This window comes from Sneathiella sp., from assembly GCF_041689005.1.
In the GTDB taxonomy this organism is placed as follows: Bacteria; Pseudomonadota; Alphaproteobacteria; order Sneathiellales; family Sneathiellaceae; genus Sneathiella.
This window is the reverse complement of sequence record NZ_JBDNHC010000070.1, coordinates 76042-91672: the sequence shown is the minus strand read 5'-3', so window position 1 is coordinate 91672 and position 15631 is coordinate 76042. Positions and strand designations below refer to the sequence as shown.

17 protein-coding genes are annotated in these 15631 nt (G+C 53.7%); 5 read left to right on the top strand and 12 right to left on the bottom strand.

Going from position 1 to position 15631, the window contains the following annotated elements; all coding sequences use genetic code 11:
* Window positions 1-57: 57 nt before the first annotated feature.
* From ACESNI_RS08165 to ACESNI_RS08150, 4 genes are all read right to left on the bottom strand, one after another.
* Window positions 58-978 carry an Hsp33 family molecular chaperone HslO gene (locus tag ACESNI_RS08165; RefSeq protein ID WP_373086047.1) on the bottom strand — a complete coding sequence of 307 codons (921 nt, stop codon included), beginning with the start codon at window positions 976-978 and terminating at the stop codon, window positions 58-60.
* A gap of 23 nt (window positions 979-1001) precedes the next feature.
* Window positions 1002-1928 carry an ornithine carbamoyltransferase gene (argF, locus tag ACESNI_RS08160; protein ID WP_373086046.1) on the bottom strand — a complete coding sequence of 309 codons (927 nt, stop codon included), beginning with the start codon at window positions 1926-1928 and terminating at the stop codon, window positions 1002-1004.
* Window positions 1921-3096, bottom strand: a complete 1176-nt coding sequence (locus tag ACESNI_RS08155) for an aspartate aminotransferase family protein (protein ID WP_373086045.1) — start codon at window positions 3094-3096, stop codon at window positions 1921-1923. The genes argF and ACESNI_RS08155 overlap by 8 nt, the downstream gene beginning before the upstream one ends.
* Window positions 3097-3243: 147 nt before the next feature.
* Entirely contained in the window at window positions 3244-4083 is an 840-nt protein-coding gene (locus ACESNI_RS08150) for an ABC transporter permease (protein WP_373086044.1), read from the bottom strand.
* Window positions 4084-4242: 159 nt separating this feature from the next.
* Here ACESNI_RS08150 and arsC point away from each other — a divergent pair, with 159 nt between their 5' ends.
* Together arsC and ACESNI_RS08140 are read left to right on the top strand one after the other, a co-directional pair.
* Window positions 4243-4590: an arsenate reductase (glutaredoxin) gene (gene arsC, locus ACESNI_RS08145; RefSeq protein WP_373086043.1), complete on the top strand. Its 348-nt coding sequence runs from the start codon at window positions 4243-4245 to the stop codon at window positions 4588-4590.
* 135 nt (window positions 4591-4725) lie between these two features.
* The gene (locus ACESNI_RS08140) at window positions 4726-5910 is read left to right on the top strand and encodes an acetyl-CoA C-acyltransferase (RefSeq protein ID WP_373086042.1); all 1185 of its coding nucleotides are present in this window, start codon (window positions 4726-4728) and stop codon (window positions 5908-5910) included.
* 86 nt (window positions 5911-5996) lie between these two features.
* On the opposite strand, the gene ACESNI_RS08135 is transcribed toward ACESNI_RS08140, so the two are convergent.
* The 5 genes from ACESNI_RS08135 to ACESNI_RS08115 form a co-directional block, all read right to left on the bottom strand.
* Window positions 5997-6869, bottom strand: a complete 873-nt coding sequence (locus tag ACESNI_RS08135) for a 3-hydroxybutyryl-CoA dehydrogenase (RefSeq protein ID WP_373086041.1) — start codon at window positions 6867-6869, stop codon at window positions 5997-5999.
* A 64-nt stretch (window positions 6870-6933) separates the two neighbouring features.
* On the bottom strand, window positions 6934-7863 hold the full coding sequence (locus tag ACESNI_RS08130) for an electron transfer flavoprotein subunit alpha/FixB family protein (RefSeq protein WP_373086040.1): 930 nt from the start codon (window positions 7861-7863) through the stop codon (window positions 6934-6936).
* Entirely contained in the window at window positions 7864-8613 is a 750-nt protein-coding gene (locus ACESNI_RS08125) for an electron transfer flavoprotein subunit beta/FixA family protein (RefSeq protein ID WP_373086084.1), read from the bottom strand.
* A 194-nt stretch (window positions 8614-8807) separates the two neighbouring features.
* A complete protein-coding gene (locus ACESNI_RS08120) occupies window positions 8808-9371 on the bottom strand; it encodes a cob(I)yrinic acid a,c-diamide adenosyltransferase (protein ID WP_373086039.1) in 564 nt (187 codons plus the stop codon).
* A gap of 21 nt (window positions 9372-9392) precedes the next feature.
* The gene (locus ACESNI_RS08115) at window positions 9393-9587 is read right to left on the bottom strand and encodes a twin transmembrane helix small protein (protein WP_373086038.1); all 195 of its coding nucleotides are present in this window, start codon (window positions 9585-9587) and stop codon (window positions 9393-9395) included.
* A gap of 76 nt (window positions 9588-9663) precedes the next feature.
* Between ACESNI_RS08115 and ACESNI_RS08110 the strand changes: the two genes are divergently transcribed.
* Genes ACESNI_RS08110 through ACESNI_RS08100 form a run of 3 tightly spaced genes read left to right on the top strand, consistent with a single transcriptional unit; the run spans window position 9664 to window position 11912 of the window.
* The gene (locus ACESNI_RS08110; protein WP_373086037.1) at window positions 9664-10842 is read left to right on the top strand and encodes an NAD(P)/FAD-dependent oxidoreductase; all 1179 of its coding nucleotides are present in this window, start codon (window positions 9664-9666) and stop codon (window positions 10840-10842) included.
* 23 nt (window positions 10843-10865) lie between these two features.
* Window positions 10866-11060, top strand: coding sequence for a 4-oxalocrotonate tautomerase family protein (locus ACESNI_RS08105; RefSeq protein ID WP_373086036.1), 195 nt, complete (start codon window positions 10866-10868; stop codon window positions 11058-11060).
* Window positions 11061-11081: 21 nt separating this feature from the next.
* Window positions 11082-11912 carry a YihY family inner membrane protein gene (locus tag ACESNI_RS08100; protein ID WP_373086035.1) on the top strand — a complete coding sequence of 277 codons (831 nt, stop codon included), beginning with the start codon at window positions 11082-11084 and terminating at the stop codon, window positions 11910-11912.
* Between the two features lie 13 nt (window positions 11913-11925).
* Here the strand turns inward: ACESNI_RS08100 and ACESNI_RS08095 are convergent, their stop codons facing one another.
* Genes ACESNI_RS08095 through ccrA form a run of 3 tightly spaced genes read right to left on the bottom strand, consistent with a single transcriptional unit; the run spans window position 11926 to window position 15398 of the window.
* Window positions 11926-12351, bottom strand: coding sequence for a VOC family protein (locus tag ACESNI_RS08095; protein ID WP_373086034.1), 426 nt, complete (start codon window positions 12349-12351; stop codon window positions 11926-11928).
* Window positions 12352-12366: 15 nt separating this feature from the next.
* Window positions 12367-14061: an acyl-CoA dehydrogenase family protein gene (locus ACESNI_RS08090; protein ID WP_373086033.1), complete on the bottom strand. Its 1695-nt coding sequence runs from the start codon at window positions 14059-14061 to the stop codon at window positions 12367-12369.
* Window positions 14062-14093: 32 nt separating this feature from the next.
* Window positions 14094-15398: a crotonyl-CoA carboxylase/reductase gene (ccrA, locus tag ACESNI_RS08085; RefSeq protein WP_373086032.1), complete on the bottom strand. Its 1305-nt coding sequence runs from the start codon at window positions 15396-15398 to the stop codon at window positions 14094-14096.
* Window positions 15399-15631 lie beyond the last annotated feature (233 nt).

Below are 15631 nucleotides of genomic sequence, written 5' to 3'. Positions count from 1 at the left end.
ACAGTCAGTGTATTACGGTCCTTCACCAGAATACAAGCATCTGTTTACAATTGAAAATCACGTATCGTCTGCGGTTATATCTTCAAGGCGGATTTCATATTTGCTGCTGCAAAACTGACAATCGGCGGAGATGATGCCATCGTCTGCCATATCAACCAAATCGGTTGGACCGAAGGTACGCAATGTCGTCAGAACCCGCTCAAGGCTGCAACTGCATTTATCCTGCAATTCCTGGGGTTCGTAAAGCCAGACCCCCTCTTCATGGTATAGCTTATACAAAAGTTCCGCCGATTTCGAAATCGGGTTAGTAAGTTCTTCGGGCGTAATGGTTGACGCCAGCGCCTGGGCGTTGCGCCAGTTCTCTTCTTCCTCATCCTGGTTCATTTCAGTCGCATTTTCGTCGGGCAACCGTTGCACCATTAATCCGCCGGCACGCCATTTGCCGTCGATCTTGTCGACGGCTACTCTCAGCAATGTGTCAACCTGCTCAGATTTATCGAAATAGGCTTCCATACAGTCGGCGAGACTGGCGCCTTCCAACGCGACGATGCCTTGATAGCGATTTCGTTCCGGCCCGGCTTCAATGGTGAAGGCAATATAGCCTTTTCCCAGAAATCTCTTTACGGCATCGTCACCCGGCGTCTGTTCGGCGGCAGCCAGTTTTTCATCATCGAAAGACGCGTAGCCGCGCATATCGCCCGGCGTTGTCATATCAGCGGCAATCATGCTGATGGCGCCGTCGCCCTTGGTTTGAACGGTAAACATCCCTTCAAATTTTAGCGCGCCCCCCAGCATGGCAACGAGCACCAGACCTTCACCGAGAAACTGGGCTACCCTGTCAGGGTAGTCATGCCGCCCGAGGATCGCGTCAATCACGCTGCCGATGCGGACAAGTCGCCCCCTCACCCCCGACTTGGCCATCTGGAACGGCTGGATTACGTTATCAACAAGTATTTTCTGTTTCTGGTTATCAAGCATCCGTCTTTTAAATCCACATTTCTTTATACGCCCAAACACCAGCGTAAGACTGCTTTCTGCGCATGTAGACGATTTTCGGCTTCATCAAAGATCACCGATTGCGGCCCGTCCAAAACGGCGGCTGTTGCCTCTTCCCCGCGATGTGCTGGCAGACAATGCATGAATATGGCGTTGCGCGCGGCACGGGACATCAATTTCTCATCAACCTGATACGGGGCCAAAATATTATGCCGGTTAGCGGCATCATCGCCCATTGAGACCCAGGTATCTGCGACGACGCAGTCTGCATCCTTCACCGCCGCATTCGCCTCCCGGATGACCCGGACATCTGCCCCGGCTTCCTTCGCCCAGGCAAGCGCCCTTGGGTCCGGTGACAGCTCCTCCGGGCAGGCGATACGGAACTCAAAATCAAACTGCCCCGCCGCATGTATCCAGGAAGTGACCATGTTATTTCCATCACCGCACCAGGTGACAGTCTTGTCTTTAATCGGGCCCCGATGTTCTTCAAAGGTCATAACGTCGGCCATCAACTGGCAGGGATGGCTATCGTTCGTCAGGCCGTTAATGACCGGCACCGTTGCATGCTCTGCCAGTTCCAGTAATTTGCCATGGTCGTCCGTCCGTATCATGATGGCGTCCACATATCGTGACAACACACGTGCCGTATCCGCGATCGTTTCCCCGCGACCAAGCTGCATGTCATTACTGTTGAGGACCACTGTATCGCCGCCTAGCTGTCGCATGGCCATATCAAAAGACACGCGTGTGCGAGTGGAGGGAAACTCGAAGATTGCCGCAAGCGTCAGTCCCGCGAGAGGCGCATCGCTATCCGCGGTACCTTTGGGGAGTCCGGCGCGGGCCTGCTTGACGGCAATCCCGTCGTCAATGATCCTGCGGAGGTCAGTTTTACCGAGCAGGTTCAAATCCAGAAAATGTTTTGGATCAGCCATTCTCAAGCTCCGTGCATGCTGCGTCCAGTATAGAAATAAATTCCGATATCTGGGCATCTTCGATGATCAATGGCGGCAACAAGCGGACCACATTGTCCCCGCCTTTTGCCGTCAGGGCGCCATGTTCAATCAATTTATTGAAGACGATGGTATTCTCTATCTTGCATTTCAGCCCGAGATGCAGACCGATACCCCGTAATTCCTCAAATATGTCCGGATGACGATCGATAACGCCCATCAGGCCCTGCTTGAGGTGGTTGCCCATCTCAACCACATGGTCCAGAAATCCCTCTTCCATCATGACATCCACGACCGCGCCGGCAACGGCCATCGCGAGAGGATTACCGCCATAGGTCGAGCCATGACTTCCGACAGTCATTGCTTTCGCCACTTTTTCAACTGCGAGGCAGGCGCCAACCGGGAACCCGCCACCGAGCGCTTTTGCCGAGGTGAGAATATCAGGGACAATTCCCGAATGCTCATAGGCAAACAGCTTTCCGGTCCGGCCCATCCCGGTCTGGATTTCATCCAGCATCAACAGCAATCCGCGGTCATCACAGAGCTTCCGCAACGCGCGCAGAAATTCCGGCTCGACAACGCGGATGCCCCCCTCGCCCATGACGGGCTCGATGAGGATCGCCGCCGTGGCCTCGGTGATCGCCGCCTTGACGAGTTCAATATCGCCAACCGGCACATGGTCGAAGCCCTCGACAACCGGGCCGAACCCGGCTAATAACTTGCTTTGTCCGGCAGCGGCGATTGTTGCCAATGTCCGCCCGTGAAAAGAATCTTCGAAGCCAATAATGCGATATTTTTCAGGCTCGCCTTTTTCGCTGAAATATTTCCGCACCATCTTGATGCCGCATTCATTGGCTTCCGCCCCTGAATTGCAAAAATAAACCGCATCGGCAAAGGTCGCATCAACCAGTCGTTGCGCCAGTTTTTCCTGCCCCGGAATCCGAAAAAGGTTAGAGACATGCCAGACTTTCGAGGCTTGCTCCGTGAGGGCGGCAACCAACTGGGGATGGGCATGACCAAGGGCACTCACCGCAATTCCGGCGGCAAAATCCAGATATCGTCGCCCATCATTCCCATAGAGATACGGCCCTTCCCCCTTTTCAAAGGAAAGGTCTGCGGGAGCATAATTGGATAACAATGCGGGAATCATATGCTTTCTCCACCATTTGAGACATGGACACAGGAATAGCGGGGCCAGAGTTAGGGCGACTGCGGCTTACACCGACCCCAGAAAGCGCGAAAGTATTGACAGGAGACGGAGCGCTGTCAATCAAACTCTTGACAATAGGAGGATTTTTTAGGCTTTGAGACGATATCCGCTTTTTATCAGCCACCAAACAGCAATGTACAGAGCAATGTCCAACCCGGCAATGACAATCGCCCCGACCCAGATCGAACTGTCAGATCTGCCGATAAACCCGTACCGGAAACCATCAATCATATAGAAGAACGGGTTAAAATGACTGATCTGGTGCCAGATGCCGGTCAACTTGTCGATTGAATAAAAGGTCCCGGACAAAAACGACAGTGGCATAATGATGAAGTTGGTCATGGCTGCCATATGATCGAATTTTTCTGACAGAATGCCACCGATCATCCCGAGCAACGACAGCATCAAGCCCGCCCCGATGACAAAGTACAGAACTGCTACCCATGAAAAAACCTTCAAGTCGATGAAAAACCACATTGTTATCCCGACAACACTGGCAACTGTCAGCCCGCGCGCGAGGCCTGACAGGGCAAAGGCGAGAGTGAGCTCTGCTGCCGATAGAGGCGGCATCAGAATATCAACAATATTTCCCTGAACCTTCGAAATCAGAATGGAGGAAGATGTATTGGCGAACGAATTCTGGATTACTGACATCATGATCAGGCCCGGCGCCAGAAATGTCGCGTAGGGCATATCGCCGACATAGCGCCCCCCCTTGCCAAAGGCGAGGGTAAATATGGCCAGAAACAACAGCGTCGTCATCATTGGCGCAAACACTGTTTGCAACGGCACCTTCAGGAACCGGCGAACCTCTTTCGAGAGCAAGGTATAAAACCCGAGCCAGTTAACGAGGCCAATCTGGTTGAGGTGGGGACGGATGGAAAGGGGCAAGACTGGGCGTTTCCCGGTTTCTGTTTGTATAACCATGGTGCATAGATATTCAAACAAACTCTGTCGCGCAAGCAAACTGTTCTCCCTGACCCCATAAAAGAGCAGGTTTGTGCCTCCCCCCACTGGTTTAATGCCCTTGGCTGCGGTAAAAGAAACCAGCAATGTCCATAACGTCAATACGGGAGTTCCCTCAAAATGACTGTCGAAATTTTACATAACCCACGCTGCAGCAAATCCCGCCAAACCCTGTCCCTGCTTCAGGAGCGCGGGATTGAACCCACAGTCATCAATTATCTCGAAAATCCACCTAGCAAGCAGCAGTTGAAGGAAATTCTGGCACTGCTGGATCTTCGTCCGCGCGATCTAATGCGAAAAGGAGAAGCGGAATACAAGGACAACAATCTTTCTGACCCTGCGCTTGGCGATGATGCCCTCTTACAGGCCATGTTGGATTTTCCCCGCCTGATTGAACGTCCGATAGTTCTCGCAAACGGCAAGGCCCGTATCGGTCGTCCCCCTGAAGCGGTCTTGGAAATTCTCTGAGTGGTGAAGCATCAGCCGGTCGTTCATTATGTATAACTTCAGCCTTTTCATTGCGTCCCGCACTATATAGACTTAGCCGGAATAAACGTCCTGTCCCGACAGGCTAGACAATAATAACAAATGAGGAGATATCACATGGCTGAAGCCGTTATTGTATCCACTGCCAGAACCCCCATCGGCAAAGCATATCGCGGCGCCTTTAATAACACTCATGGGGCTGATCTCGGCGGCCATGTCATTCAACACGCCGTCGAGCGGGCGGGCATTGACCCGGCCGAGGTCGAGGATGTTATTTTCGGTGTGGCAAACCCGGAAGGAGCAACCGGCGGGAATATAGCCCGCCAGGCGCTGTTACGCGCAGGCCTGCCAGTCACCACGTCCGGCACAACCGTCAATCGCTTCTGCTCCTCGGGTCTGCAGACGATCTCGATGGCCGCGCAACGGGTTATCGTCGACAAGGTCCCGGTCATGGTCGCAGGCGGAATGGACAGTATCAGTCTTGTCGTAAACGAACATATGAATAAGTTCAGGTCCCAAAATGAATGGCTTCTTGAAAACAAGCCGTCCATTTACGACCCCATGCTGAAAACCGCGGAAACCGTGGCAAACCGGTATGGCATTACGCGTGAGCAAATGGACGAGTATAGCTATCAAAGCCAGATGCGGACCGCCGCCGGACAGGAAGCCGGACGGTTCGACAAGGAAATTGTTCCGATGACCTCGACCAAACTGCTGGTCAATAAGGAAACCGGCGAAACCCTGGAAGAAGAAGTAACTCTGCAGCAGGATGAAGGGAACCGCGCCAGCACGACCCTTGACGGCCTCGCCAGCCTGAAGCCGGTCCTTGGCGAAGATTGCTTTATCACTGCCGGCAATGCCAGCCAGCTCTCCGACGGCTCTTCGGCCTGCGTGGTGATGGACAGCAAACTTGCACAGCAGCGCAACATTGAACCGCTCGGAACGTATCGCGGGCTGGTTGTCGCCGGGTGCGAGCCCGACGAAATGGGGATCGGCCCGGTGTTTGCCGTGCCGAAACTGCTGAAGCGGCACGGTCTTAAAATGGATGACATCGGTCTTTGGGAACTTAACGAAGCCTTCGCGGTACAGGTTCTCTATTGCCGTGACAAGCTTGGGATCCCGAATGATTTGCTGAATGTTGACGGTGGTGCCATTTCGATTGGTCATCCGTTCGGCATGTCCGGTGCCCGGCTTACAGGACACGCCCTTATCGAGGGCAAGCGCCGGGGCGTCAAATATGTCGTCGTTACTATGTGCATCGGCGGCGGAATGGGCGCGGCAGGTCTGTTCGAAGTCAACTAGAGACGATTGTAAGCATCATAAAAAACCCGGTTCTACGAAAGTAGTCCGGGTTTTTTGTGAATAGTATTTGAACGAATATTGCCGGATCAACGCGTCGGAATGGGTTCACCCCCGGTATAATCGTAAAAACCACGGCCTGATTTTCGGCCGAGCCAACCCGCCTCGACATATTTCACCAGGAGCGGACAAGGACGGTATTTCGTATCCGCAAGCCCCTCATACAGCACCTGCATGATGGCAAGGCAGACGTCAAGACCAATAAAGTCAGCCAGTTGCAACGGACCCATCGGATGATTTGCGCCAAGCCGCATGGCGGTGTCGATTGCCCGTACCGAGCCAACCCCTTCATACAGCGTATACACCGCCTCATTGATCATCGGCAGCAAAATACGATTGACGATAAAGGCCGGGAAATCCTCCGCTGGTGTCGGCGTTTTATCAAGCCGAAGGGTAAGTTCCTTAATCGTCTCGAACGTCGCCTCGTTGGTGGCAATGCCGCGAATTAACTCGACAAGCTGCATCACCGGAACCGGGTTCATGAAATGCATGCCGATGAAACGTTCCGGCCGATCCGTGACGGCGGCAAGCCGCGTGACAGAAATCGAGGACGTGTTGGTCGCAATGATTGCACTGTCTTTCAGCTTCGGGCCAAGAGAAGACAGGATCGCTTTCTTGATTTCCTCATTTTCCGTCGCGGCCTCGATGACCAGATCAACTTCCCCGATATGATCGTCGTTGGTGACAGTGGTAATACGGCTGAGGGCGGCGGTTATATCGCTTTCGGACAAGGCCCCGCGGCCCACTTGGCGCCGCAGGTTTTTCTCGATGGTCTCCAAGGCCTTGTTCAGCTGTTCTTCCGAAATATCCTGTAGAAAAACATTAATTCCGGCAACCGCCAGAACATGGGCAATCCCGTTACCCATCTGCCCCGCGCCAATAACACTAACCTTGTCAATCATTACTTATTCCCGAGCATATTAATGAGCGCGATCTTATCGCCGAAAACGTCGCCAGTACAAGCCATTAAAGGGCTGCATCAAACTCAGGCAATGCCTTGAACAGGTCTGCAACAAGTCCATAATCGGCAACCTGGAAAATAGGGGCTTCCTCATCCTTGTTAATTGCCACAATAACCTTGCTGTCCTTCATTCCCGCCAGATGCTGAATCGCGCCGGAGATGCCGACAGCGATATACAGGTCCGGCGCCACAACCTTGCCGGTCTGGCCAACCTGGTAATCATTCGGCACGAACCCTGCATCAACAGCGGCACGGCTGGCGCCAACGGCCGCGCCGAGTTTATCGGCAATGGCTTCAAGCAGATGAAAATTATCACCTGATTGCATCCCGCGACCGCCAGAAATGACGATCTTCGCTGACGTCAGTTCCGGACGTTCCGATTTAGAAAGCTCTGCGCCCACGAATTTAGACAATCCGGCATCAGCCGCAGCGGTCGCTGCCTCGACTGAGGCTGAACCACCCGTTGCGTCAGCAGCGGCAAAATTCGTTGGGCGGATTGTAATCACCTTTTTGGCGTCGCTCGACTGCACCGTCGCCATGGCGTTCCCGGCATAGATGGGACGCACAAACGTATCAGCGGAGACCACCTCGATAATCTCGGAGATTTGGGCTACATCAAGAAGAGCAGCTACCCGGGGCAGGATGTTTTTCCCAGCAGATGTTGCCGCCGACAGAATAACGTCATACCCATCGCTGAGGGAGACCAGCAGAGCCGCTACATTTTCAGCCAGTGCATCGCCATAGAGGGCGTCATCCACAAGCAGGACCTTGGTCACTCCGGCAACCTTCGCCGCTTCATCCGCAACCGCCGTGCAGCCGGACCCGGCAACAAGCACGTGGACATCTCCGCCCATTTCACCAGCCGCCGTAACCGCGTTTAGCGTCGACGAGCCAAGAGCCTTATTATCGTGATCAGCAAGTACAAGAACAGACATTTAAATTACCCCCGCGTCGTTTTTGAGCTTGTCGATCAGCTCTTCTACAGATTTTACAATAATACCCGCTTCACGCTTGGGTGGCTCCTCGACTTTCACCGTCGTCAGGCGACGGGAGATGTCGACACCGAGATCTTCTGGTGATTTTTCGTCAATCGGCTTCTTCTTCGCCTTCATAATGTTCGGCAAGGAAGCGTAGCGCGGCTCGTTCAGACGAAGGTCGGTCGTCACCACCGCAGGCATCTTCAAATCGATCGTCTGCAATCCGCCGTCAATTTCTCGGGTCACTTTCGCGGTCCCGTTCTCCAGGCTCACCTTGGAGGCGAACGTGCCTTGTGACCAGCCTAAAAGGGCCGCCAGCATCTGTCCGGTCTGATTGGAATCATCGTCAATCGCCTGTTTGCCAACGATGATGAGATCGGGCTTTTCTTCCTCGGCCACGGCCTTCATCAGTTTCGCCACGGCAAGCGGTTCAACCTCCTGATCCGTTTTGACGAGTATCCCGCGATCTGCGCCCATCGCCAAGGCAGTCCGGATGGTTTCCTGCGCGGCCTGCGGACCAACGGACAAGGCAATTACCTCTGTGGCAATCCCGGCCTCCCGAAGACGGAGGCCTTCTTCGACCGCGATTTCATCAAAGGGATTCATGGACATTTTAACATTCGCAAGATCTACACCAGTCTTGTCCGCTTTGACACGGATCTTAACGTTGTAGTCCACGACACGTTTAACAGCGACGAGAACTTTCATGGATCGGTTATCTCCCAAGCCAATTGCCTTTTGCATGCCGCAGGAACCCATTTCCCGCGATTGCCAAAGGTGGGTTTAAAATTGTTATTTCGGCAGTGCACAATAAATAGCTAATGACAATCTGTCAATTCACTGCGAGAGGACATTTTTTTCTCATTCAACAGCAAACATTTTGCCTTCAAAGGCCCGAATTATCACCTGTTCGCCCCCGGAACCCAAAGAACGTCCTGTTCTCCCTTGTTGTTTAGATAGCGGCCTAAAACAAAAAGAAAATCCGACAGCCTGTTAATATAAACGATAGCGACCGGATTAACAGCGTCCGAATCAGCGAGGGCCGTTATCCGGCGTTCCGCCCGCCGGCAAACCGTCCGGGCGAGATGAAGATAGGCCGCCGCCCTTGACCCGCCGGGAAGGATGAAGGAGTTCAAGGGCGACAACTCCGCATTAAGGGCGTCAATTTCCTGCTCTAGCCGGTCAACCTGGTCCTGTGTGACCCGAAGTGGCGGATATTTTGGGGCGTCCTGATGCGGCGTACAAAGGTCGGCCCCCAGATCGAACAGGTCGTTCTGGATCCGCGACAGCATAACATCCGATGGTTCCTGCAGATCCAGTCTGACAAGTCCGATAACGGCATTCACCTCATCGACATCACCGTAGGCTTCCACTCGCAAACTGTGTTTGCTCACCCGCGCGCCATCGCCAAGGGAGGTTTTCCCTTTATCCCCTCCGCGCGTATAAATTCTTGTCAGCTTAACCATTTTTCATATCACGCCGTACCCTTATTTTCCGACGCCAGAGAACGCCAGCCCGATCAGAATAAGCGCAATCGCAATTCCCTGCATCAGAATGCGCAGTCGCATAATCTTGTTGGCATTTCGCCTATTGAACTCTCCCCCGCGCGCCATGGTGAGTACCCCGAAGAGCAAAACAAGTCCCGTAGCAACAACGGCGGCGATAATAAAATAATTAAGCATAGCAAAGCCCAGAATATATTATAAAATTAACTCACCCAAGGCTATACCTTTGCGGCACATATGGACAGGGAAATTCATGCACCAACGACAGGATATTGTGATTATCGGCGGCGGCGTCATCGGCTCCTCGATTGCCTATTTCCTGAAATCCTCAGATAATTTTACGGGAAATGTGACCGTCATCGAGAAGGATCCAAGTTATGAGTTTGGCTCCACAGGGCGGTCTTGGGGCGGCATACGCCAGCAATTTACGACCCCGGAAAACATCCGTATGTCACAATTTGCCCAGGAATTCCTCCGTGACATTAACGGATATTTGAGTGTTGATGAGACTGCCGTCAACGTCAACTACAACGATCACGGATACCTGTTTCTAGCAAAGGACCGCCAGATTTCAAGGCTTTACGGCAACCATACGCTACAACGCGGCGAGAATGTCGATGTCGCTTTGCTCGACCGGGAGGATCTTGTCCGGGGATACCCGTGGCTGAATGTCTCGGACCTCGCGGGGGGGTCGCTCGGCTTGAGCGGAGAAGGCTGGCTCGACGCCTACAGCCTTCATCAGGCCTTTCGTAAAAAGGCATTGTCGCTGGGGGTTACTTATCACATAGCGGAAGCAGCCGATTTCGAGATCCGGGACAACCTCATTACGGCCGTCAAGCTTGCCGACGGCTCCCGCCTCAATGCCGGGGTTTTCGTCAATGCGGCAGGGCCCGCCGCCGCGAAGACAGCAAAATGGGCGGGGATTGAGCTGCCGGTCAGCTCGCGCAAGCGTTATGCCTTTTCCTTCAGCTGCCGCACACCCGTTGAGGGTTGTCCGTTGGTGATTGACCCGTCCGGCGTTCACTTCAGGCCCGAAGGACGCCAATTCCTCGCCGGTTGCTCTCCGGAGCCCCAAAACGATCCTGACTGTGTTGATTTCGACATAGACTACGGCTGGTTTGAAGAGCATATCTGGCCGATCCTTGCCCATCGGGTTCCCGCGTTTGAGGCCATCAAACTGGAAAGCGCCTGGGCCGGGCATTACGCCTATAACCTATTGGACCAGAACGCAATCCTCGGGCCCCACCCCGACCTTCGGAATTTTTATTTTGCCAACGGATTTTCAGGTCACGGTTTGCAGCAATCCCCCGCCGTCGGGAGGGGGATTTCCGAGCTTATAACTTACGGCGAATATCGCAGCCTTGATCTATCGCGCTTTTCTTTTGCGCGTATAATGACGGGTACGCCCATTCTGGAACATAATGTCGTTTAACCGTAATATCAGGAGAATTTGCAATGCCCGTCATCAGAGTTGATATGTTCGAGGGCAGGGACACCAAAACCAAGCAGGAACTGGTGAAATCCCTGACGGCAGAAATGGTCCGTATTACCGGATGCAGTGAGGCGAGCGTCCATGTGATTATCCGGAACATCGCAAAAGAGGACTGGGGGATGGGCGGGGAACTCGCCAGTACAAAGTTCCCCGGCTAGGTACGGGCTTGGGAGGGCGATATGCATAATTTCCAGGGTCTGGCCCTCATTGGCCGGATCTGGCACCATTTCACCCATCACAACTGTCTGCGTATGGCAACTGCGCTCAGTTACCAAACCTTGCTGGCCATCGTCCCGCTGGCTGCCGTTGTTTTCGCCCTGTTTACAGCCATTCCAGCCTTCAATCATTTGGAAGCCAAGGTTACCAATTTTCTGTTGAACAACCTGATCCCGGAGAAGATTACGGCGGTTGATGCGGCGCTCCGCAGTTTTACAGCGAACGCCAGCCAGTTAACGGTATTCGGCCTGGCCGGTATCGCCATTACCGCGCTGTTGTTAATGTCCAGCATAGAGGAAATTTTCAGCCAGATCTGGCAGGTTGAGGCCACGCGCAATCCGCTTAAGCGCCTGATAATCTACATCACCATCACTCTGATCGGGCCCATTGTCGTCGGGACAAGCCTTACCCTTGTCAATTGGATTGTCGGTATAAGCGAGGAGGCAACCGGTCTTGAAATCAGCAAGTCGGTTGAATTTCTGGGTGTCGTTACGCCGATCATGCTGCCGCTGCTTATCCTGTTTATTCTCTACACCATCGTTCCGGCATGCAAGGTCAAGTGGTGGCATGCCGTTGTTGGCGCGGCATTTGCCACGGGCCTGTTTCTCCTCGGCAAGTATCTGTTTAAACTTTATCTGGAACTGTTCCCGTCCTACGAGGTCGTCTATGGGGCGGTGGCGGCCATACCCTTGTTCCTGATATGGCTTTATGTTAGCTGGGCAATCGTGCTGTTCGGCGCCACGATCACCGCCGTACTCGGCTTCGAACATACCGGTGAAACGAAGAAGGAATAGATTTTTTGCTGATTTAATCCGGTAATTCTACGGCTCCGGCGTCATCAAGCTTGAAACCCGGGTTCCAGGCAACTTCCCAGATATAACCGTCAATATCCTGAAAATAACCTGTATAACCGCCCCAGAATGTCTCTTTCGCCGATTTAACAACTTCGGCCCCAAGAGAGCGCACCTCGTCCAGAACTGCGTCAACTTCCTGCTTCGTGCGGGCATTATAGGCAATCGCTATCCCGCCAAAGCCGGTGCCATCTTCCTGCAGGCCAATATCCTTGATCAGGTCTGCCCGCGGAAACAGGCCGAAAGCGATGGATCCGCATTGAAAGAAGGAGACACCTTCCGCTTCCTTCATCGAGCGTTTCCAGCCGAGCGCCTCGAAGAATGCCGTGCTCCGCATCAGGTCGGTCACACCAAGGGTGACAAGGGATATCCGTTGCTCCATCCCGCGAGGCCCGCTTTAGTTAGCACCTTCAAGCAACCGGCGGGCGATGACCTGCGCCTGGATTTCACCGGCCCCCTCGAAGATATTGAGAATACGGGCATCGCATAGCACCCGACTGATCGGGTATTCCAGCGCGAAGCCGTTCCCGCCGTGGATCTGCAACGCATTATCCGCAGAACTCCAGGCAACGCGGGCGCCCAGCAGTTTGGCCATGCCGGCCTCCAGATCACAGCGGCGGCCCTCGTCTTTCGCCCGTGCCGACGCATAGGTGAGCTGCCGTGCCATCATGATCTCCACCGCCATCCAGGCAAGCTTGCCGGCAACCCGTGGAAATTCAATAATCGGTTTGGCAAACTGGACGCGATCCAGCGCATAGCGAAGACCAAGCTCCATGGCGTTTTGGGCGACACCCAACGCCCGTGCGGCCGTCTGGATGCGGGCACTCTCAAAAGTTTGCATCAGCTGCTTGAAGCCATTTCCCTCTTCTTCGCCCAGAAGGTTTTCGGCCTTGATCTCGAAGTTATCAAAGGCAAGCTCATATTCCTTCATGCCGCGATAGCCCAGAACCTCAATCTCGCCGCCGGACATCCCAGCTGCCGGAAAATCTTCCTTTTCCGTCATATGCGGCTTTTCCGCGAGAAACATCGAGAGCCCTTTATACCCTGCTTCTGCCGGGTTGGTCCGGACAAGCATGGTCATGACATCCGCCCGGGCGGCATGGGTAATCCAGGTCTTGTTTCCGGTCACCTTATAGACATCCCCGTCCTTGACGGCACGCGTCTTGAGGGATGCAAGGTCAGAACCGGTGTTCGGTTCGGTAAAGACCGCGGTCGGCAAGATTGCGCCTGTCGCAAGCGCCGAAAGCCATTTCTTTTTCTGGGCGTCGGTTCCGCCGGATAAAATCAGTTCAGCGGCAATTTCAGATCGCGTACCCAGGGAGCCAACGCCGATATAGCCCCGGGAAAGCTCTTCTGATACGACGCACATCGACATCTTGCCAAGGCCAAGGCCATCATATTCTTCGGGAACCGTAAGGCCGAAAACCCCGAGTTCCGACATCTGGTCGACTACCGACATCGGGATTAGTTCATCTTTCAGATGCCAATCATGGGCATAGGGCATAACCTCTTCATTCGCAAAGCGGCGGAACTGGTCGCGGATCATGGAATAGGTCTCATCCAGTCCCAATTCCCCGAAATCGCCGGTTTCCATTCCGTCGGTGATCAATGCTGCAATGCGGATTTTGACGTCGGAGCTATAGCCGTTGCTGAGCAGCAGACATACTTCCGGCGTCTTGAATTTAAGAATTGCCTCGTCCGTCAATCCGAGATCGGCCGGACGAATTATTTCCCCGAGTGTCATCGGAATACCGCCGGCAATCTGGTTTAGATATTCGCTGAACCCGGCCTGCAGCATAAGCTGCTCCAATTCACCGAATTTGCCCGCTTCCGCCAGATTTCGCGACCAGTTAAGCGTCTCGCGCAACGCTTCAACATAGGTTGCAAGCCATGCAAGCCCATGGGTCGCATACTGATTGACCTCGATCAGCTCGGCGCTTATGCGCCCTTCGCGGCTTCGTGTCATATCCGCGACCGCCATGATTGCCTGTTGCTTGAAGCTTTCCGCCTCGTCAAGGGCGCAACCGCACAGGCGATCCAAATCGTTCAGCACGCAAGATGTTTGCTGATCCGTCATATCTATCATTGTCATTTTTATTTTCCTTCTGGCTTCTTACGGCCAGCTTAGTTGTTTCCCGCTTCGATCGCATCCTCTATCGTGCGCATTCCCGGATATTTCGCCGAGACCAGAACCGCCATATTTCCCGGTTTGTGCTGGTTTTTCAACATTTTTGTATGTGCGCGCGGAATATCGTCCCAGGAAAACACCTCAGACATGCACGGATCGATACGTCGATCAATGACCAGGTTATTGGCCTGCGACGCCTGTTTCAGGTTGGCGAAATGGCTGCCCTGAATACGTTTTTGCCGCATCCAGACAAAGCGGGCATCCATGGTCAGGTTAAAGCCGGTTGTCCCCGCGCAGAAAACAACCATGCCGCCCCGCTTCACGACATTACAGGAAACCGGGAAGGTTTGCTCACCGGGATGCTCGAACACGAAATCAACGTCATTGCCCTTGCCGGTGATATTCCAGATCGCCTTGCCGAATTCGCGGGTTTTTTTCATATAATCCCCAAACCCTTCGGAATTTACCTTCGGTAATTGCCCCCAGCAGTTAAAATCGTTACGGTTAATCACGCCCTTGGCCCCAAGGGACATGACAAATTCGCGTTTGCTTTCATCCGAGATAACGCCGATGGCATTTGCCCCGGCAGCCGCACAAATCTGCACGGCCATCGACCCCAGCCCGCCTGATGCGCCCCAGATCAGAACATTATGACCCGGGCGGAGAATATGTGGGCGATGGCCAAAAAGCATCCGGTATGCCGTCGCCAAGGTAAGAATATAGCAGGCGCTTTCTTCCCATGTCAGATGTCTGGGGCGCGGCATCAACTGCCGGTCCTGAACCCGGGCAAACTGCGCAAACGAGCCGTCCGGAGTCTCATAGCCCCAGATCCGCTGGCTTGTTGAAAACATCGGGTCACCGCCGTTGCATTCCTCATCGTCCCCGTCGTCCTGATTGCAATGGACAACCACTTCGTCGCCGACCTTGAAGCGCTTCACCTTGTTTCCGACCGCATAGACGACGCCAGAGGCATCCGATCCGGCGATATGGTAGGGCTGTTTATGAACATCGAATACGGAGATCGGTTCGCCCAGCGCGGCCCAGACACCGTTATAGTTTACGCCGGCCGCCATCACTAGGATCAACACGTCATGACTATCGAGTTCCGGCGTATCAACCACCTCTATCTGCATTGCCGTTTCCGGCTCGCCTTGACGTTCGCGGCGAATTGCCCACGCGTACATCTTAGCAGGGACATGTCCGAGCGGTGGGATTTCCCCAACTTCGTACAAGTCTTTCCCCGCAACGGTCGACCCCGAGGCATCGGCCTCAGACTCGATGGCAGCTTGAATCTTTGACATCAAAAACATCCCTTGTTTTTCGCACAGCGATAGCGCCAGCATTTCGCCCGCACCACAATTTTATTACGATATACCGCATTGCGTCAATTAAACGAACAGAGACCTTTACTTTGGTCCGAATTGTGAGAAGATTAGCGACCTTTATGCAGAGTACAAGTTTTTTTTGCACTGCAGCACAATGTTATGTTATTACGTGTGGCTTAGAATACACGTAATAACTGGTCGATATTGTT